The organism is Plantibacter cousiniae (nom. nud.) (genome assembly GCF_977070315.1).
The window spans coordinates 129,965-149,826 of the sequence record NZ_CDRVEU010000010.1; the positions used below are offsets into that span (position 1 = coordinate 129,965).

A 19,862-nucleotide genomic window follows, 5' to 3' on the forward strand; every position below is an offset into this window, starting at 1 on the left:
GACCGGCACTGCCGATTACACGGCAATTTCTACCAGATCACCCTTGAGCCTCACCGGCCAGACGTCGAGCCGCTGTTCCGGGTATTCGATGCAACTGCCGTCGTGCAGGCGAAAGTGCTGCTTGTACAGCGGCGAGGCGATGACCAGCTCGCCCGCGATCTGCCCGATCAGACCACGCCCGATCACGTTGGCCCCGGATTTGGGATCGCGGTTGTCGATGGCAAAGAGCTGCTCGCCCTGTGCGGTTTCGGGCAGGTAGAACAGCGCGACCTGCGCGCCGTCCAGCCACGCCACGACGCCTGAATTGGCAACCAGATCCGCGCGTCCGCACAGGGGCTGCCAGTGTAACTGCGCTGCCGCGGGCGCATTGTTGCCGGCGATTATTGTCTGAGACGCGTTCATCACACCACCTCCTTGAACAACGGGATAAGGGCCAGCTCTTCGGGTTTTGCCGGCCGGCGCTGGGCGCGTTCCTTGACGAACTGCACGTCGGGGTCAGCACGCCCGTCGTTGACGAAGGTGCGGAAGCGCTTGAGCTTTTCCGGGTCCTTGAGGGCGTTGGCCCATTCGCATTCGTAGCGGTTGACCACCAGTTGCATCTGCGACTCCAGCTCTGCGGCCAGGCCCAGGCTGTCGTCGATGATGACCGCCTTGAGATAGTCGAGGCCGCCTTCCAGCGATTCACGCCAGACCGAGGTACGCTGCAGCTTGTCGGCAGTGCGGATGTAGAGCATCAGGAAACGGTCGATGTAACGAATCAGGGTTTCATCATCCAGATCGGTGGCGAACAGCTCGGCGTGACGCGGACGCATGCCGCCGTTGCCGCACAGGTAAAGGTTCCAGCCGTTTTCGGTGGCAATCACGCCGACGTCCTTGCTCTGCGCTTCGGCGCATTCGCGGGTGCAGCCGGATACCGCAAACTTGAGTTTGTGCGGCGAGCGCAGGCCCTTGTAACGGTCCTCGATGCGCAGCGCCATGGCGACACTGTCCTGCACGCCGTACCGGCACCAGGTGCTGCCGACGCAGGATTTAACCGTACGGGTCGACTTGCCGTAGGCATGGCCGGTCTCGAAGCCTGCCTCGATCAGCTCGCTCCAGATATCCGGCAACTCGTGCAGTTGCGCGCCGAACAGGTCGATGCGCTGGCCGCCGGTGATCTTGGTGTACAAGTCGTATTTTTTCGCCACCGCGCCAATCGCTATCAGGCCGTCAGGGGTAATCTCGCCACCCGGAATACGTGGCACCACCGAGTAGGTGCCGTTTTTCTGCATGTTGGCCATGAACGTATCGTTGGTGTCCTGCAGAGGCACCAGCGAAGGCTCGGTGATGGGGCGGTTCCAGCACGACGCCAGGATCGAGCCGACTGCGGGCTTGCAGATGTCGCAACCATGCGCGCCTTTGCCATGGCGAGTCAGCAGTTCGTCAAAGGTTTCGATGCCTTCGACGCGGACCATCGAGTACAACTCCTGGCGGGTATGAGCGAAGTGTTCACACAGGCTTTTATCGACCGCCACGCCGCGGGCCACCAGTTCATGCTCGAAAACCTGTTTGAGCAGTGCGGTGCAACCGCCGCAGCCGGTGGCGGCCTTGGTGCAGGACTTGATTGCGACCAGATCGGTGCACCCATTGTCGATGGCCGAGCACACGGCGCCTTTGCTGACGTTATGACAGGAGCAGATGGTCGCTGTGGCGGGCAGGGCATCGGCGCCCAGCGTCGGCGCGCCTTCGCCACGCGGCAGAATCAGGCTCGATGGATCGGCGGGCAGCGGGATGCCGTTCTGCGCATACTGCAGCAGCGTGTCGTAATAGCTGTTATCGCCGACCAGCACAGCGCCGAGTACCTGCTTGCCATCGGCCGACACCACCAGGCGACGGTAGCTGGCGGTGGCTTCATCAATGAAGCGATAACTGACGGCCCCGGCCAGCGCACCGTGCGCATCACCGATGGAGCCGACATCCACACCCAGCAACTTGAGCTTGGTGGACATGTCGGCGCCGAAGAACGCGTCGGTATCCTGTTCGCACAACTGTGCTGCCACGCCGCGGGCCATTTGATAGCCGGGCGCGACCAGGCCGAACACGCTGCCGTTCCAGGCTGCGCATTCGCCGATGGCATAGATATCAACGTCGCTGGTGCGGCAATGCTCGTCGATTGCGATGCCACCGCGTGGGCCGAGCGCCAGCTCACACTGACGGGCCAGGGCGTCTTGCGGACGAATACCTGCGGAGAACACGATCAGGTCGGTCTCGAGAAACTCGTCGTTGGCGAAGTTCATCCGATAGCGGTACTGCTTGCCGTCGCTGATCGACTGCGTGGCGCGGGACAAATGCACGCCGACGCCCAGCGCTTCGATACGCGCCTTCAATGCAGCGCCACCGAGGTCGTCCAGTTGCACCGGCATGAGACGCGGCGCGAACTCGACGACATGGGCTTCCAGCCCCAGGGATTTAAGCGCATTGGCCGCTTCGAGTCCGAGCAGACCGCCGCCGACCACTACGCCTCGTCGGGCCTTCGACGCGGCATAGCGAATGCTGTCCAGATCCTCGAGTGTGCGATAGACCAGCCGGGAATTGCCCCGCGCGCCTTCGATAGGCGGTACGAACGGGTAGGAGCCCGTGGCCAGGATCAGTTTGTCGTAACCGAAGCAGCCTTCGGCGGTGATGATTTCGTGACGATCACGATCGATTTCCAGCACCGGTACGCCGAGGTGCAACGTCAGGCCGGGTTGTTCGTAGACAGACATCTCGCTCATGGCCAGCGATTCGGCGTCGCGGCCTGTGAAGTATTCGGACAGGTGCACGCGGTCATAGGCGCGCTGTGTTTCCTCGCCAAAGACGTGGATGCGATAGCGTTCGAGTGCGCCGCCTGCGATCAACTGCTCGACGCAATGATGCCCGACCATGCCATTACCGACGACGATCAGGGTTTTTACATCGTTGAGGGGGAAGACTGTGGTGTTCATAGCGAGTCCCGGCCGAGGCCAATCAGGTTTTTCAAAGCAAAAAAAAAGCGCCCGGAACCGTTCGGTTCCAGGCGCCTTTGCCTGTTGTCTTATTGGGTATTCGGGGGTGCCATCGAGCCACGTTGCCGGAAGCACCCGAGTAGCCCTCTGGTCTCTGCGAGACTGGCGATCCACGTCGATCAACCGGGGCGGCCCGACCACATTCATGGTGGGGTTGTTGAGGATTATGCAGAGGTTGTGCCAGCTTGCGTCGGCAGCGCTCCAAGCCCGAATTGGCAATGCACGCAAGGTTGCGCAGCGTTTACGACGGCTTCCGGCGCATGATTTTCCTGCCTTGCATTGGTGCGCATCGAAGGGTTTGCGCTGTAAAGCTGTGCGCCGTGCGCCGTGCGCGGAGCGTGGGCACGATAACGGCGTGCCTGCGGTCTGTCATTGATTCTGCCCGCAGGGCGTAGGAGCGACCGGGGCGGCGATCCTCATTGTTCGCGAAGACGGCGGGTAAGACGACGCATTTCCTTAAGTTGTACCGGCCTCTTCGCGAACAAGTTCGCTCCTGCACAGAATGCGGTGGTCTGAACGCCGAGTTCCGGGTCGATGCGAAATCGACACTTGTCGTTCCTCACGCTCCGCGTGGGTGTAGTTAAACCGTGCGTTCAAAAGCCCAAGTCTGGCGTAACATTTGTATCACCCTGCAATTCCCCCAATAAGTCCGTGCTCATGAACATCACTATTACTGAGGTACACCCCTCCGAGATCCCGCACACCGTCGATTTCGTCATGCGTGCGCGTGCCGGAATCTTTCCCTTGCTCGACACTGTCACCGTTCCGCCCGATCTGGCCGGTTTCGAGCAGGTGTATCTGGACGGGGAGGACGGCAAGTTTCTGATCGCCCGCAGTGAAGGTCATATCATCGCGGCTGTGGGCTACCTGCCGTTTGATCATCGTTTCCCGCAGCTCGATTATCGCGGGCGCAGAACCGTTGAGATCGTGCGCCTGTTCGTCGCGCCGGAGTTTCGCGGCGACGGGCTGGCCAGCCGTTTATGTCAGGCGCTCTGGGCCCATGCCGAGGCAGGTGGCATAGAGGTTTTGTACCTGCATACCCATCCGTTTCTGCCCGGCGCGATCCGTTTCTGGGAGAAACAGGGCTTTGCCGTGACCGATGTGGAGAGCGATCCGGTGTGGAAGACGACCCATATGGAGCGCGTTCTTTAAGAGGGCTTTGTCAGAAGACGAAAGGGGGCTGGCAGGGCGCCAACCCCCTTGTACCGATCAGTGCGGAGAACGCTGACGCGCAGTCTTGAGCAGGTCTTCCGGTGTGATATGGCCGACCACCGATTTGGCCGCCGCGCTGCCGGGGAGCGGCAAGTCGAGAATGTGACCTTTCATCTTGCCGATCACGTGCATTTCGCAAGGCTTGCAATCGAACTTGAGGGTCAACACTTCATCACCGTGCACCAGTTGCATCGGCGCGACCTTGGTGCGCACGCCCGTCACACCTTTGGCCTGTTTCGGGCACAGGTTGAACGAGAAGCGCAGGCAATGCTTGGTGATCATCACGGGCACTTCGCCGGTCTCTTCGTGGGCCTCGTAGGCCGCGTCGATCAGCTGTACGCCGTGGCGATGATAGAAGTCGCGAGCCTTCTGGTTGTAGACGTTGGCCAGAAAAGACAGATGCGACTCCGGGTACACCGGTGGCGGGGTCGTCTCCGCCTTGCGGCCACCGCGCGGATGAGCCTTGATTCGCGCTTCGGTCAGTGCCTCGATGGCGTCGCGGCGCAGGGTCTTGAGCTGCGAGTTGGGTACGAAGAACGCCTGTGGCGCGTCAAGCCTGACGTCCTGGGCATGATAGATCGTGGTGCCCAGTTGAGTGAGCAGGTCACGCAACTGATCCAGCGCCTGTTCGGGCTTGTTGGCCGCGCCAAACGGTCCATCGAGACCGACCGTGACGCTCACGCCTTCTTCGCTGGTGGCTTCCAGGCTCAAGTGATCTTCGCGCAGCGTAACCTGCCACTGAACGCCGATACGACGTTCGGCCGAGGTCTTGAGCAGCGCCTGTTGCCAGTTGTGGTCCAGGTTGCGGTTCAGCGGATGATTGGGGCGTACGCGCGACAGCGCTGCGGGCATCTCGTTGGGCTCTACGCGATAGCGCCAGCGCTTCTGGCCGTCCTCTTCGAACTCGCCCTTGAGTTCGGCGATGTTGGCACGGAAGCCCACCACTTCACGCTTGATCTGCACATTGAGGCCGTCGCCGTTGGACAGCGGCTCGTGGGTCACGGCGATCAGGTCGCGCTTGCCGAGCTTTTCAACGGTGCCCACCGCCAGACCGGTGAAGGTTGGCGTGTCGAACGCGCCGATGTCGATCTTGCGGTCGCTGACGAAATAATCGGTGCTGCCGCGATGAAAGGTCTTTTCCGGGTCCGGCACGAAAAAGTGCGCGGTACGGCCGCTGGAAGCGGGTGCGAGGTCCGTGCGGTCTTCGAGAATCTCGTCCAGACGCTGGCGATAATAGGCCGTGATGTTTTTTACGTAGCCCGCATCCTTGTAGCGCCCTTCGATCTTGAACGAGCGCACGCCGGCGTCCACCAAAGCACGCAGGTTGGCGCTCTGATTGTTGTCTTTCATCGACAACAGGTGCTTTTCGAAGGCCACAACGCGACCCTGATCATCCTTGAGGGTGTACGGCAGGCGGCAGGCCTGCGAGCAGTCGCCACGGTTGGCGCTGCGGCCGTTTTGCGCGTGGGAAATATTGCACTGCCCGGAGAACGCCACGCACAGGGCGCCGTGGATGAAGAATTCGATGGCCGCATCGGTTTCATCGGCGATTGCGCGGATTTCCTGCAGATTCAGTTCCCGGGCCAGCACCAGCTGCGAAAAACCGGCCTGATCGAGAAACTTCGCCCGGCTCAGGGTGCGAATATCGGTTTGCGTGCTGGCGTGCAGCTCGATGGGCGGAATGTCCATCTCCATCACCCCGAGGTCCTGCACGATCAACGCGTCCACGCCGGCGTCGTAGAGCTGGTGAATCAGCTTGCGCGCGGGCTCCAGCTCGTCGTCATGGAGGATGGTGTTGATGGTGGTAAAGATCCGCGCGTGGTAGCGGTGCGCGAATTTGACCAGCTCGGCAATGTCGCTGACCTCGTTACAGGCATTGTGCCGCGCACCAAAGCTCGGCCCGCCGATATACACCGTATCGGCACCATGCAGGATGGCTTCACGGGCGATGGTCACATCCCGTGCAGGGCTGAGCAATTCCAGGTGGTGCTTGGGTAACGACATGGCAACGGGATCCGGCTGCGGGCAAAGCGCGCATTGTAGTGCCACAGACCGCGCGGTGCACCTGTTGCAGATGGCAGCAGGTGCCGGACTGACCATCGGCGTGGTTTAGCGCGAGCGCAGGCGCAGAATCTTCGCCCCGTCACTGGGGTCGGTCAGCCAGTGCGCCACCACGCCGAAGGTGCTCAGCAAGCGTTCCGGAGTCAGTACCTCGAGCGGCGCACCCAGCGCGACCAGCCGACCCTTTTCCATGACCGCCACACGGTCGCAGTCCAGCGCCTGATTCAGATCGTGCAGGGCGATCACGGTGGTCACCGGTAAGGCCCTGACCAGGCCGAGGATGGTCAGTTGATGCTGGATGTCCAGATGATTGGTCGGTTCGTCCAGCAGAAGGATCTGCGGCCGTTGCGCCAGCGCCCTGGCGATGTGAACACGTTGCCGCTCGCCACCGGACAAGGTGTGCCAGGCGCGTTTTTGCAGGTGCAGCATGTCCACATCCTGCAGCGCCTGGCGAACGATTGCATCGTCCTCGGCGCTCCACGGCTCGAGTGCCGACAGCCAGGGCGTGCGGCCCAGTTCGACGGCATCCAGCACGGTCACGGCGTCGCTGGTTTCAGCCTGCTGCTCGACCACCGCCAGCAGGCGCGCCACGTCCCTGCGGCTCAATGACTCAAGTGCTTGCCCGCCCAGGCTGACCGAGCCGCTGACCGGCTTCTGAATACCGGCCAGTAGCTTGAGCAGGGTGGATTTGCCCGAGCCGTTGGGACCGACCACGGCCAGGGTTTCACCTGCGGCAATGCTCAGGTCGACATCGCGCAGCAGAGCTGCGCCACGTACCGAATAACCCAGACCGGAACAACCGAGTACCGGTGCACTGAGCGGATGAGGTAAGGCATTCATCGCGTGCTGTTGCCCCGGATAAGAATCAAAGCGAAGACCGGTGCGCCGATCAGTGCGGTAATCACACCGATCGGCAGCGCCTGCCCCTTGATCAGGGTGCGCGAAAGGATATCGGCAGCGATCAGAAACAGTGCGCCGCTCAAGGCGCTCAACGGCACCAGCCGGGCGTGCCGGACACCGACCAGCATCCGCACCGCGTGCGGGATCACCAGCCCGACGAAGCCGATGGAGCCGACAATCGAGACCATCACCGCGGTGACCAGCGCAGCGCTGGCGATCAGGATGATCTGTACGCGCCGTACCGCGATCCCCAGTGATGCCGCCGAGTCGCTGCCGAAGGTGAACGCGTCCAGCGCTCGCCGGTGCCAGAGGCACACCAGCAGGCCTGCCAGCACTGTCGGCACAGCCAGCCAGACCGAGTGCCAGCGCACACCGCTGAGGTTACCCAGCAGCCAGAACATGATGCCGCGTGCCTGCTCGGAGCTTGCCGATTTGGTGATCAGAAACGAGGTCAGGGCATTGAACAGTTGCGACCCGGCGATCCCGGCCAGAATGATCTGCCCGGCTGCCGTGGTGCCGCGTGAAGAGTGCGCCAGCAGGGCGACCAGCGAAAATGCCGCCACGGCCCCGACAAAAGCGCCCGCCGACATCGAGATCGCACCTGCACCGAAGCCCAGAATGGCGACCAGTACTGCACCGGTGGAAGCCCCTGCGGAAATCCCCAGCAGATACGGGTCTGCCAGCGGGTTGCGCAATAGCGACTGCAACACCACGCCACAGATCGCCAGCCCGGCCCCGCAGGCCGCCGCGACAATGGCGCGGGTCAGCCGGTAGTTCCAGACGATGCCTTCGTCTATAGGGTCGAGTACATAGCCAGCGCCCCAGAGTTTGTTGGCCAGCACCTGGAAAACCACGTTCAGGCTGATCGAGGTTTCACCGATCGCGGCCCCGATCATGATCGCCAGCACCAGCACTGCCGAGACCCAGAGCACATGAACCAACGCTATCGGCAATCTCATTTGGCAGCGTTGAAACGGTTGGCGGCGTCAGCCAGTTCCTCGAAGCCGGTAAACAGACGCAGGCCCGCCTGCATACCCTCGGCGTCGATGATCACGATCCGGTCATGCTTGACCGCGTCCATGTTGCGGGTCACCGGGTCGGTCTTGAGGAATTCGATTTTTTTCAGGTAATCGTCGGCCGGGAAGCGGCGGCGATCCATGCGCGCGATGACCAGAATGCTCGGGTTGGCCTTGGCGATGGTTTCCCAGCCCACAGTCGGCCATTCCTCGTCGGACTGAACGATATTGCGCATGCCCAGGCTGTTGAGCATGAAGTCCGGAATGCCTTTGCGACCGGCCACGAAAGGGTCGCTGGCGAGGTCGGAGCTGGAGAACCAGAACAGCGCCGAGACGTCATTGGCCTTGTTCTGCCGGACGTTGGCGATCGCTGCGCTCAGGCGGGCCTTGAGGTCGGCAACCAGCGCGTCGCCGCGATCCCGCACATCGAAAATCTGCGCCAGTTGCTCGATGCTCTTGTAGATGGTGTCGATGCGGAACGGCTCCAGGCGTGTGCCATCGGCACCGACCAGATTGTCCTTGCCTTCGCAGTCGGACGGCAGGATGTAGGTGGGTATCTTCAGGTCATGGAACTGCTCGCGGGTGCCGACCACGCCCTGTTTGCCGACCATCCACTCCAGTTGCACGGCCACCAGTTCCGGTCGCTTGCCAATCACTGCCTCGAAACTGGGCTCGTTGTCGGCCAGGCGCTCGACCTTGTCGTTCTGCGCCTTGAAGCGTGGCAATACATTGTTGAACCACAGGGAAGTGCCGACCAGTCTGTCGCCGAGGCCCAGTTCGTAAAGCATTTCGGTGCCGGCCTGGCCAATGGTGACGGCCTTGGTCGGCGCATGCTGGAAGGTCAGGGTCGCGCCACAGTTTTCAAGGGTCAGCGGGTACTGAGTGGGGGCGGCGAGGGCCAGGGTGGACAGCGTCAGGCTGGCAGCGAGTGCGGCGAGGCGGGGCAGCGACATGAAATGCGGTCTCCGTTGGAGCAGGTGCCAGGGCGCAATGCACATCAGGAAACACATCCCCGGATGATCACCGGGCACGACAGGAAATGCCGACGCGTGCGGATGTCCTTCCCGGACACCCCGCCGGTTAGTGGATTGAAGCGGGTCGGCAGGTCTCCTGACTGACACGTCATCGCTAGGCTCCGGCCTTCCCGGATCACGATCCAGTGGCAGTCATGGAGCAGGCTCGGTGCCTACAGTTGCGGGGGCAGTTTCGTTTTTCGCCTGGTGAGAAAGGCGTGCGAATTCCCTGTTAGTTCCTCTCGGAAACCGACGCGCGGCATGGTAAACGATAAGCGTTTTAGTGGCTAATCCTTTGCGCACAGCTGCTGCAGCACACGGTCTGTCAGTCCAAAACCGTCCCGATGGGCACGGAACTTTCGGGAAAAACGCTTAAATTATCTTCATGTTCACGTCCGTAAAACCGCAAAGGCCCATTCCAGAGCGTTCGCGTGAAAAACATGGCGCTGGGCCACAACACGTTTTTCACATCTTCTTCACCGCATCGGGACGATGCTGAACCTATCTTGCCTGCATGGGAGCGGCATAGACCTCGGGCACTCCCTAGGTCAACGCCACACATAGGTTCATGGCAGGAGTGGTCCCTTGACCGACACGATAATCAACAAGAATGTACTTCCCCGTTCGGGCATCAGTCAGCGCTACAAATTGCATCGGCACATCGTATCGATGTCCGTTGCCGTCGTGCTGACGGCTATCTGTGCATGGTTCTACTCGGCGTTCTCAGGCGTGCATGTGGTGGACCTGGGGGTCGGCAGCAACCTGAGCGTTTCCGGCCTTCGCGAGCACTGGCGGCAAGGCAATGTGGTGGTGATGATTCGCCACGCCGAACGCTGTGACCGCTCGAGCAACCCGTGCATGAGCGACGCCGACGGCATTACCTCCAACGGCCGCGACGCCGCTTTGGCGGTGGGCGCCGGGTTGCAGAAAATGGGCATGGACCACGCGCGCATGATCGCCAGCTCCAAGACCCGCACGCAACAGACTGCGCAGCTGTTGGCCGGGCACGCGGTGGCTGGCCAGGACTGGATCAACGACTGTGACAGCGGCTTCATGAAAGCGGTGCAGGCCCACAAGGTCAGCGGCGAGAACATGGTGCTGGTGACCCACAGTGGCTGCATCGATCAGTTCGAGCGCAAGGTCGGCGTACCTGGCGGCGAGCGCTCCAGTGAGTACGCCCAGGCGTTTTTCGTACAAATAGACGGCAGCCATCCGCCGAAAATCCTCGGCTCCCTGAATGCCGGGCAATGGGCAAACCTCAACAGCGAGCAATTCAATTGACGACATCTTCCAGCGCCAGGCTGCGGTTCTACGGCATCAACCTGGGTGTACCGGTGTTTTTCGCGTTACTGGTCTTCGTCACCTTCGACCTGACCACGATCGACCGGCAACTGAGTGACCTGTTTTTCGATTCGACGGCCGGGGTGTTTCCCATCGGCCAGAGCCATCTGTTCGAGAACATCACACACAGATGGGCGCGGATCCTTCCGAACTGGACCGGAGAGCTGGCGATCATTGGTGCGATGCTGTCCTTTGTCTGGCCGTTGCTGGAAAAATATGATGAATCGCGCCTTGCGAGGCGGCTGACGGGCTCTCGGTTGGGCACCTTCCTGCGCTTTGCACGCAGGCACCGGCTGGACTTCTTTTTCGTCATCGTTGCCTTTGCGCTGAGCACCGCCATGATCCATTACCTGAAAAGCCATACCAGCGTTTACTGTCCTGTCGAGACTACCTTGTACGGTGGCAGTCAGGCGCACATCGAGTGGTTCAGGAACTTCAACCTGCTGCACGAGGCCGGCGCCGGGCGATGCTGGCCGGGCGGTCACGCGTCAAGCGCGTTCAGTCTGCTGGTCCTGTACTTCGTGGCTCGTCGCTATTGCTGGCGGCATTCGAATACCCTGCTGGCGACCATTCTGCTGCTCGGGATGATTTACGGCACCACGCGGGTGCTGCAAGGCTGGCACTTCATGTCGCACACCTTCTGGGCAGGTATTGTGGTGTGGCTGAGCACGTTGCTGGTTGCCTTGTGCTTCTATGGCCGATCGAGGTTGCAACAGCCGATTCGCCAGGCGTTGGCCGTCAACAAACCTGATGCATTCGTCACTCGACCTGCAGACGCACTGGCGACAGGTTCCCGGTCGGCCGGGTAGAACAACAACAAGGCGCGGCAATGAACATTCTGGTTATTGAAGACCATCGTGATATCCACGATAACCTGCTGGAATTCTTCGAGCTCAGGGGGCATGCGGTAGAAGGGGCGCTGGACGGCCTGAGCGGGCTGCATCTGGCCGCGTCGAAACGCTTCGATGCGATCATTCTCGACATCATGCTGCCCGGCATCGACGGCAACCAGATCTGCCACAGCCTGCGCCAGTATTCGAAGTCGGAAGTCGCGATTGTGATGCTCAGCGCGCGCGATGAACTGGATGATCGGCTCACCGGTTTCAAGGTGGGGGCCGACGACTACATCACCAAGCCGTTTGCAATGTCCGAAGTGCTCGCCAGGGTAGAAGCGATCGTCAGCCGACGGCAGCGCCAGGACAACCGGATGATGGTGGTTGCCGACCTGCAGTTCGATCTCGACACCCTGGAGGTCACCCGCAAAGGCGTGCCTTTGAAGCTCAACCCGACCAACATGAAGCTATTGGAACTGCTGATGCGCAAAAGCCCGCATATCGTCAAGCGGGCCGAGCTGGAAGAGGCGCTTTGGGGCCGTGATGCCCCGAACAGCAGCAGTTTGCGCAGCAACATCCACGTGCTCAGGCGGGTACTGGATGGCGGGCACGACACGCCGTTACTGCACACGGCCCATGGCCTGGGTTACAAGCTGTGCGCGCAGCGCTGAGGCGGACTCATTCGAAGTTGAAAAGGCGCTGGATCAGGGGCGGTGTGCTGCCGGTCCAGCGTTTGAATGAACGGCGGAAATTGGCCGGGTCGTTGAAGTTCAGGTAGTCCGCCACAGCTTCGTTGCTCATCCCCTTGATCTGATACAGGTACAACGCGACGTGCTTGCGCGCCAGGTCGTGCTGCGCCTGAAAGTGCGTGCCGTGCTTGTGCAGCTTGCGCTTCAGCGTGGCCGGGCTCATGGCGAAAGCGTGAGCGACCTGTTCCAGGCTGGTGGCCTGTCGCACATGTTCACGCAGGTGCTGGTGCAAGCGGTCCAGCAGGCTGAACGACATGCCCAGCGCGGCGAGTTGCCCGTCGGCTTCCTGCTGCGCGACCTGCACCGCAATGGGCGATGCGCCAGGCCAGGCATGGGTAAGGTAATACCTGGGCAGGCGCATCATGTTCAGCGGGCGGCCAAATGCCGTGTTTTCGCCCAGATGAACCCAGTACTGCTCGATGTAGCGTGGCTCTTCGTGACAGAAACTGCATTCCCACGGCAAACGCTCGCCGCTCAGCGACTGACTCATCGCCACCAGTGCAGTCATGCCGGCTTCGAGCAGGAAGCGTTGCTGTTCACCTGCACCACAACTGTCCAGCCAGTAGAGATAGGCGAACTGTTCGTCCAGCTCCAGACGCGGTATCAGCAGCGGGCTGAGCAGCGCCTGTTGGCGGATCAGTATCTCCAGCGCCTGATGCAGGTTTTGCGCATGACGCAGCGCGTGACTGGCCGCGCCGTAGTGGCCGGGAAACAGCCGCTGGCCGAACAGGAAGCTGGTGTCGTCGGCTTCCATCTGACGTTGCGCGTTACCGATCAGGACGAAAAACTGTTGAGGGCTCAGGCGCGTATTGCCCGCAACGATGTCCTCGTAAAACAGCCCGGTGCCTTTGAGCAGGCGATGGCTGTCAATGCCGCGCGACAAGGCCAGATCAATCAGCGTTGCCGGCTGGTAGTGGCCGGGGATGAAGCGGCTGTCGATTTCATACCAGTCACTTTTAAGCGTCATGGCAGGCGCTCAGGCAGTGCAGGTCAGAGGGCGTCGGGCGCGAGCCAGCGACAGATTGAGGCGGCGCAGCAGGTTGTCCGGCGTTTCATTGAGTGCCATGACGACCGCCACGCTGGCCGACAGGTGAATGCGTTCGCCCTGTTGGCGGGTCTTGTGCGCCAGACTGGCGACCGCCTGCTGCAACTCCAGCGCCAACAGCTTTGCCTGGCTTTCTCCGGTGTTGGGCAACAACACCACGAAACGGTCGCCAGCCAGACGGCAGAGCAGGTCCTGACGGCGCAGATTGAGCACCAGCAAGTGGCTGAGCGCCGACAGCACCTCATCGCCTTCGGCATGCCCGAAGGCATTGTTGATCGCGCTGAAACCATCCACGTCCAGCGCCAGCAGCGACAGCGGCTGCTGTTGGCAGACACTCTGTTCCAGGCTGACCACCAGTTGGCGCTTCAGGTAGTCGGCGCTGCCCAGCGGGGTGAGTTTGTCGTACAACCGGTGCTCCCGAAAGCCGCGCTCGCGTTTTTCCATTTGTGCGCTGATTGCCAGTTGTTCGCGATGCCAGTGGTAGATGCCCAGGGTCAACAGAATCAGGCCGACCGGCATCGGGCCGGATTCCAGCCAGTGATCCCATTCGATCGCGGCGGGCAGGCGGATGAATTCGTCGAGCGCGTCGATCCACCACGAGAAGAACACGCAACTCAGGCCGATCGACAGGTAATTGGTCACCCGGCCGGCCGGTCTGCTCTTGAACACCAGAAACAGCCAGACCAGCGACAGCAGGGCGGAGCCACCTTCACCGACGATGTCCAGCCACTGCCATTCGCTGACATGTTTGAGCGTGCCGAATGCCAGAAACGCCAGCAGGCCGAGATTGGAGGCGACCATCAGCACGGCGAGTTTCCAGCGATGAGGTTGGATGATCCTGAACATGAACAGACGGCTCCCGAGGTGCTGATTATCGGCCAGCAGAACAGATGCACATGACACTTCGGTGACGGGTAACGCGAACCGCGAAAGGTCGAATCAGCTCACGTGTGTTACAGGTTTTTGCTTCGCATCTGACGTGTAAGCCACCCCGGATCAGCGCCAGGACTCAGCCGTCACTTACGTCGCACTCTGCGTCTTCAGTGCCATTGCTGCGTTGGCAGCGGTTGCGGGTAACGCATGAGGTTGTGTCGTATCAGAGTTACCTGCCTGTCGGCGTTTGATTCTGGCCAGCGGCCGTGGGAGCGAGCTTGCTCGCGATCTGTCGGGAACCGACAGTAGAGTCGGTATATACAGTGCGCCAGACACACCGAGCATCAGTACGGCCTACAGCTCCAGCCCCGCCTGAAAGTCAAATCAGCTCATTTACCTGCTCGATTCCCCTCAAACCCGCTGTTTTCAGCCCCTGGGCCCGTTACCTGTCACAGAACCGTCACTGCACGACTCTAGCTTGCGCCTCCAGTTGCCGGGCCATTTGCCTGGTCTGTCGGGTTTATGGGGGAGGACTTACATGCACAGGCGTCGCAGCAGGGCCCAACTGGTCGGTTTCACACTCAGCGCGCTGGCGTTTGCCATCGGCAGCGAACGTTTGCAGGCCGCCGAAGCCGATACCACCGAGCACGTGCAAGTGGTCGGCCAGGCCGCGAGCATCGACAACGCGCTCAAGGAGCAACGCAGCTCCGACAGCATAAAGAGCGTGGTGCATGCCGACGGTGTTGCGCAGTTACCGGACCAGAACGTCGCCGAAGCGGTGCAGCGCCTGCCGGGCGTCAGCGTCGAGCGCGATCAGGGCGAGGGGCGCTTTGTCACCGTTCGTGGCCTGGCCCCCGACCTGAACAGCGTGACCATCAACGGCACCATGGTGCCTGCCCCGGAAAGTGATCGACGCGCCGTGGCGCTGGATGTCCTGCCCGCCGAACTGGTGCAGTCCCTGTCAGTGATCAAGACCCTGACCCCGGACATGGACGCCAATTCGCTGGGTGGCACCATCGATGTCGAGAGCCTCTCGGCCTTCGACCACAAGGGCCTGTTCTACACCGGCAGCAGCGAGGCCAGCTACGACAAGAACACCCGTCAGACCAGTCCCAAGTTTTCCGGCGCGGCGAGCAATCGTTTCAGCCTCGGCGACGGCATCGACAACTTCGGCGTGGCAGCAGCGCTGAGCTGGCAGAAGCGTGACTTCGGCTCCGACAACGTCGAAACCGGCGGTGACTGGGATGGCGCGCGGCTGCAATCATTCGAACAGCGCGACTACGACATCAGTCGCGAGCGCGCCGGTGGCGGCCTGAACTTCGATTACCGGCCCGATGACGTCAGCAAGTATTACCTGCGCACCCTGTACAGCCGCTTCAAGGACGACGAAGTCCGCACCACCAACGGTTTCGAGTTTGCCGATGCGCAAAGCGCAGGGCAGACAGGCGATGCCGAAGGCACGCGCAAGCTCAAGGCGCGTACTGAAACCCAGGAAATCCAGTCCTACGTGTTCGGTGGCGAGCGCATGGTCGGCCTGTGGACCCTCAGCGGCCAGGCCGGTTACAGCGAATCCAGCGAGGACAGCCCTGGCCATATCGCAGGCGCCACGTTCGTCGGCAACGATGACTTTGCCGACACCGGTTTCTACGACCGCGACAAGCCGCGGCCGATTGTCGGCTCCTCGTTCTACGACAACTCGAACTTCACCCTGGACAAGGTCGACTGGGAAAAGCAGTACACCAAGGACACCGAGAAAAACCTGCGTCTGGACCTGGCCCGTGATTACGATTTCAAGGGCTATGCCTCGCAGTTCAAGTTTGGTGGCAAGGTCAGCCGTCGCGACAAGAGCAATGACCTGGAAGTCTGGAAATACGAGGATTTCGATGACTTGGGCTTCAGCGACCAGCAACTCAACCTGACGCAGTTCCAGAAAGGCAACATCGACCACCGGCTGGGCAACTTCGGCAGCGGCATCAGCCCCGGTGCGATCAAGGGGCTGATCGGTGGCCTCAACGCTGCTGACGCCTACGACGAGGCCGAAAGCCGCGCCAATGACTTCAAGATCAACGAAGACATCAACGCCGGTTACTTCATGAATACCCTGGATGTCGACAAGTGGCGCTTCATCGCCGGCCTGCGCTACGAAGGCACGGAAATGGACGCCAAGGGCACTGGTGTGCGTGATGGCACGTTCGAGTCCAGTACCACCAGCCGTCGCTATCATCACTGGCTGCCGGGCCTGCATGCCCGTTATCAGATCGACAAGAGTACCCAACTGCGTGCTGCATGGACCAAAACCGTGGTACGTCCCACGTTCGGACAACTGGCACCGGGTTTTGTGATCGATGATGACGAAGCGTCTTTCGGTAACCCGAATCTCAAGCCGCTGGAGTCAAGCAACCTGGACCTGGGCATCGAACACTTCATGGGCCGCGCAGGCACGGTGTCGGCGTTCGTGTTCTACAAGGATATCCAGAATTTCGTCTACAACACCGACCTGGCCGGCACCGGGCAGTGGGCGAACTTCTCCGAGGCCAACACCTTTGCCAATGGCGACAAGGCCAAGCTGTATGGCCTGGAGCTGGCCTACTCGCAGAAGCTCGACTGGTTGCCTGCGCCATGGAACGGTCTGCTGCTGGGCGCCAATGCCACGTTGAGCCGCTCGGATGCCAGCATCAACGGTTTCGACCAGAGCACCGGCAGCAATCGCAAACGCGATATCGACCTGCCCAGCCAGTCGAAAACCGTCGGTAACGTCATGCTCGGCTGGGAGAACGACAAGCTCAGTCTGCGTCTGTCCGCCAACTACAAGTCGGCCTACCTCTACGAGCTGGCGGCGATCGGCGACAAGGACCATGACCAGTATGTGGACGCGCAGACCTTCGTTGATTTCAGCGCGCGCTATTCACTGACAAAGAACCTCAAGGTCAGCTTCGAGGCCCAGAACCTTACCGATCAGCCGTACTTCGTCTACAGCGGCCATCGTGCCTACAACGGCCAGTACGAAGAGTACGGCCCGACTTACAAGGTCGGCCTGACCTTCACCCATTTCTGATCGATCTGAAGCGCTCATTCAAAGGATTCAACCGTTCATGATGATTTCGCTATCACCCAAGCCAGTGTGCCTGGCGCTCTTGCTTTGCCTGACGGCCGGGGCTGCGCAGGCCTCCTCGCCGATGGACCTGAACCTGACGCGCTGGGCTGAAAACGCCTCGTTCAAGGCTCAGTCTGTCGCCTTCTTGCCGGACAGTGACGGCAATCGGCGTCTGGCCGCGAGCATCAAGGCCGGCCTGTTGCTGCTGGATGAGCAGGGCCGCGAATTGGCAAGCATGCCCGGTTCATTTCAAGGTCTCGACAGCCGCTCAACGGGCGAGAGCGTCTTGCTCGCGACGCTGGACAACGCACGTCAACAGGCACTGCTGACCCAGCTGGACCCGGCGAAGATGCACTGGTCGAAGCCGGTCTACCTGCCGGCACGCGACTATTCAGTGGCCGGCCTGTGTCTGTATCGCGATGACGCCAGCAACCTGTTTGTATTTTTGGTGGGCGAAGAGGGCAAGGGCGAGCAATGGCTGATTGGTGCGAACAACCGGCTCAATGGCGAGCCGCGCCTGGTGCGCAATCTTCCGCTGCCTCCCAACGCCGAGTTTTGTCAGGTCGACGATGCCGCGCACAGGTTGTTCGTCAATGAAGCGAACATCGGCTGGTGGGCTTACCCGGCGCATCCCGAGGCCGATGTCGCCCGGCAGCCGGTGGCGCTGCGCGAGCCGTTTGGCGAGCTGAAACAGGCCGCCGGGGCAATGGCTGTTGTGCCTGGCGGTCTGCTGGCGCTGGACCCGAAGGGCAAGTCGTTGCATCTCTATCAGCAGCAGGATGATCAACAGCAGGCAGCCTGGGTGCCGGTGGCCGATCTGTCATTGATGAACCTGAAGAAGCCCGAAGGTCTCTCGGTGCATGAGAACAAGGGCGGTTTGCAGGTGCTGGTCAACGACAAGGACGGTGAGCGTCTGTATCAGGGGGCGCTGAACTGGACGCCCAAACCGGTCGCGGTTGCTGCGCCGCTGCCGAGTGTCATGCCGGCCATCCAGAGCCAGTCGGTCGGGCGTCAGGGTGACGCCGCCGACGACCCGGCGATCTGGGTCAACCCGAAAAATCCGGCACTCAGCCGGGTGCTGGGTACCAACAAGAAGCAGGGTCTGCTGGCTTACGACCTGAGCGGCAAGCAGTTACAGGAGCTGCCGGTCGGGCGTTTGAACAATGTCGATGTGCGCCCCGGTTTCATGCTGGGCAACAAGAACGTCGACCTGGCCGTGGCGAGTAATCGCGATCGCAACAGCCTGAGCCTGTTCAGCATCGACCGCGCCAGCGGCACGCTTCACGAGGCGGGGGAAATTGCCACGCCATTGGCGGAAATCTACGGCGTCTGCCTGTTCAAGCCTGCCAGTGGCGAGCTGTATGCCTTCGCCAACGGCAAGGACGGCAGCTTTCTCCAATACCGGCTCAGCGCCCCGGATGGCAAGGCCAAAGGCGAGCTGGTGCGCCGCTTCAAGGTCGACACCCAACCGGAAGGCTGCGTGGCCGATGACCAGCGTCAGCGCCTGTTTCTCGGTGAAGAAGACGTAGGTGTCTGGGAAGTCGATGCGCGGGCGGATCAGCCTGCAACGCTGTCCAGCGTGATCAAGGTGGGTGAAGTGGTGCACGCCGATGTCGAGGGGCTGGCGCTGTACCAGAGCGATGGCCATGACTATCTGCTGATTTCCAGTCAGGGCAACGACAGCTATGTGGTGGTGGATGCCGAGCCGCCTTATGCACTGCGCGGCGCCTTTCGGGTCGGCCTGAACGCGAAGGCGGGGATTGACGGCACCTCGGAAACCGACGGCATCGAAGTGACCGCCATGAACCTCGGCGGCCCCTGGAGCAAAGGCATGCTGGTGGTTCAGGACGGGCGCAAGCGCATGCCCGAGCAGGCGCAGAACTTCAAGTTCGTGCCGTGGGCGGAGGTCATGAAGACCTTGAAGCTGCCGTAAGTCGTTTGTCATCAAGCGGTGCTAATCATTCGTTCCATTACAGAGGACTACCCCGATGCACGCCACTCTCGAACACATGACCATCTGGGGCCTGATCAGCGATGCCAGCCTGCTGGTCAAGGCCGTGATGCTGATTTTGCTGCTCGCCTCGCTGGTCAGCTGGTTCCTGATCATCCAGCGCAGCCTTGTCCTGCGTCATTACGAGCGCTCACTGGATGCCTTCCAGCAACGCTTTCGCAGTGCCGCCGACCTGGCAACGCTGCAGGCGCAGGCATCCTCTGCGCAGCGCGATGCGACTGGGATCGAGGACGTATTTCAGGCGGGTTACGCCGAATACATGCAGCTCAAGCAGCGGCCGGGTATCGAGCCTGATGTGGTGCTCTCCGGCGTCGAGCGCTCGCTGCAGGTCGCCATCAGCGAGCAAGAGCTGCAATTGGAAAAAGGCCTGCAGTTTCTCGCCACGGTAGGCTCGGTCAGCCCGTATATCGGCCTGTTTGGCACCGTCTGGGGGATCATGAACTCGTTCATCGGCCTGTCGCAGGTGCAGCAGGCCACGCTATCGACGGTCGCGCCGGGTATTGCCGAAGCCTTGATTGCCACGGCCATCGGGCTGTTCGCCGCCATTCCTGCCGTTATCGCCTACAATCGTTTTGCTGCGCGTGGCCAGACGCTCACGGCGCGTTACTACAGCTTCGGCAATGAACTGCAGGTGCGCCTGAACCGCACTCTGCAAGGCCTGACACGCAACATGGCCGCTGCGGCCTGAGGA

General features: G+C 61.3%; 15 protein-coding genes and 1 riboswitch. Of the genes, 7 read left to right on the forward strand and 8 right to left on the reverse strand.

Annotated features, from left to right (window positions below; all coding sequences use genetic code 11):
- Positions 1-15: 15 nt before the first annotated feature.
- A complete protein-coding gene (nirD, locus tag ACW55A_RS19195) occupies positions 16-402 on the reverse strand; it encodes a nitrite reductase small subunit NirD (RefSeq protein WP_003435908.1) in 387 nt (128 codons plus the stop codon).
- Entirely contained in the window at positions 402-2,963 is a 2,562-nt protein-coding gene (nirB, locus tag ACW55A_RS19200; RefSeq protein WP_499140590.1) for a nitrite reductase large subunit NirB, read from the reverse strand. Before nirB ends, nirD begins: the two co-directional genes overlap by 1 nt.
- 717 nt (positions 2,964-3,680) lie before the next feature.
- Here nirB and ACW55A_RS19205 point away from each other — a divergent pair.
- Complete coding sequence (locus ACW55A_RS19205; protein ID WP_455808658.1) at positions 3,681-4,175, forward strand: GNAT family N-acetyltransferase; 495 nt, start codon at positions 3,681-3,683, stop codon at positions 4,173-4,175.
- A gap of 57 nt (positions 4,176-4,232) precedes the next feature.
- On the opposite strand, the gene ACW55A_RS19210 is transcribed toward ACW55A_RS19205, so the two are convergent.
- From ACW55A_RS19210 to ACW55A_RS19225, 4 genes are all read right to left on the reverse strand, one after another.
- Complete coding sequence (locus ACW55A_RS19210) at positions 4,233-6,239, reverse strand: peptidase U32 family protein (RefSeq protein ID WP_498811127.1); 2,007 nt, start codon at positions 6,237-6,239, stop codon at positions 4,233-4,235.
- 105 nt (positions 6,240-6,344) lie between these two features.
- Positions 6,345-7,136: an ABC transporter ATP-binding protein gene (locus tag ACW55A_RS19215; RefSeq protein WP_003417510.1), complete on the reverse strand. Its 792-nt coding sequence runs from the start codon at positions 7,134-7,136 to the stop codon at positions 6,345-6,347.
- Entirely contained in the window at positions 7,133-8,155 is a 1,023-nt protein-coding gene (locus tag ACW55A_RS19220; protein WP_032609862.1) for a FecCD family ABC transporter permease, read from the reverse strand. The genes ACW55A_RS19215 and ACW55A_RS19220 overlap by 4 nt, the downstream gene beginning before the upstream one ends.
- A complete protein-coding gene (locus tag ACW55A_RS19225) occupies positions 8,152-9,165 on the reverse strand; it encodes an ABC transporter substrate-binding protein (protein ID WP_003371964.1) in 1,014 nt (337 codons plus the stop codon). The genes ACW55A_RS19220 and ACW55A_RS19225 overlap by 4 nt, the downstream gene beginning before the upstream one ends.
- 130 nt (positions 9,166-9,295) lie before the next feature.
- Positions 9,296-9,494: riboswitch (cobalamin riboswitch) on the reverse strand.
- Between the two features lie 316 nt (positions 9,495-9,810).
- On the opposite strand from ACW55A_RS19225, the gene pmrG reads away from it, so the two are divergent.
- The 3 genes from pmrG to ACW55A_RS19240 are packed head-to-tail and all read left to right on the forward strand — an operon-like array spanning position 9,811 to position 12,070.
- Positions 9,811-10,506, forward strand: a complete 696-nt coding sequence (gene pmrG / locus ACW55A_RS19230; RefSeq protein WP_455808661.1) for a lipopolysaccharide core heptose(II)-phosphate phosphatase PmrG — start codon at positions 9,811-9,813, stop codon at positions 10,504-10,506.
- Complete coding sequence (locus tag ACW55A_RS19235; RefSeq protein ID WP_498811128.1) at positions 10,503-11,375, forward strand: phosphatase PAP2 family protein; 873 nt, start codon at positions 10,503-10,505, stop codon at positions 11,373-11,375. Before pmrG ends, ACW55A_RS19235 begins: the two co-directional genes overlap by 4 nt.
- A 20-nt stretch (positions 11,376-11,395) precedes the next feature.
- Positions 11,396-12,070, forward strand: a complete 675-nt coding sequence (locus ACW55A_RS19240; protein WP_003435895.1) for a response regulator transcription factor — start codon at positions 11,396-11,398, stop codon at positions 12,068-12,070.
- Positions 12,071-12,077: 7 nt separating this feature from the next.
- Here the strand turns inward: ACW55A_RS19240 and ACW55A_RS19245 are convergent, their stop codons facing one another.
- Both ACW55A_RS19245 and ACW55A_RS19250 read right to left on the reverse strand, forming a co-directional pair.
- Positions 12,078-13,115, reverse strand: a complete 1,038-nt coding sequence (locus ACW55A_RS19245; protein ID WP_498811129.1) for an AraC family transcriptional regulator — start codon at positions 13,113-13,115, stop codon at positions 12,078-12,080.
- A gap of 9 nt (positions 13,116-13,124) precedes the next feature.
- Positions 13,125-14,039 carry a GGDEF domain-containing protein gene (locus tag ACW55A_RS19250; protein WP_003411459.1) on the reverse strand — a complete coding sequence of 305 codons (915 nt, stop codon included), beginning with the start codon at positions 14,037-14,039 and terminating at the stop codon, positions 13,125-13,127.
- Positions 14,040-14,604: 565 nt separating this feature from the next.
- Here ACW55A_RS19250 and ACW55A_RS19255 point away from each other — a divergent pair.
- From ACW55A_RS19255 to tolQ, 3 genes are read left to right on the forward strand one after another with little or no spacing between them, the layout of a single operon-like run.
- Entirely contained in the window at positions 14,605-17,121 is a 2,517-nt protein-coding gene (locus ACW55A_RS19255; protein ID WP_455808663.1) for a TonB-dependent receptor, read from the forward strand.
- Positions 17,122-17,158: 37 nt separating this feature from the next.
- Positions 17,159-19,093: a phytase gene (locus ACW55A_RS19260; RefSeq protein ID WP_455808664.1), complete on the forward strand. Its 1,935-nt coding sequence runs from the start codon at positions 17,159-17,161 to the stop codon at positions 19,091-19,093.
- A gap of 55 nt (positions 19,094-19,148) precedes the next feature.
- Positions 19,149-19,859, forward strand: a complete 711-nt coding sequence (gene tolQ, locus ACW55A_RS19265) for a protein TolQ (RefSeq protein ID WP_003435891.1) — start codon at positions 19,149-19,151, stop codon at positions 19,857-19,859.
- Positions 19,860-19,862: the final 3 nt, after the last annotated feature.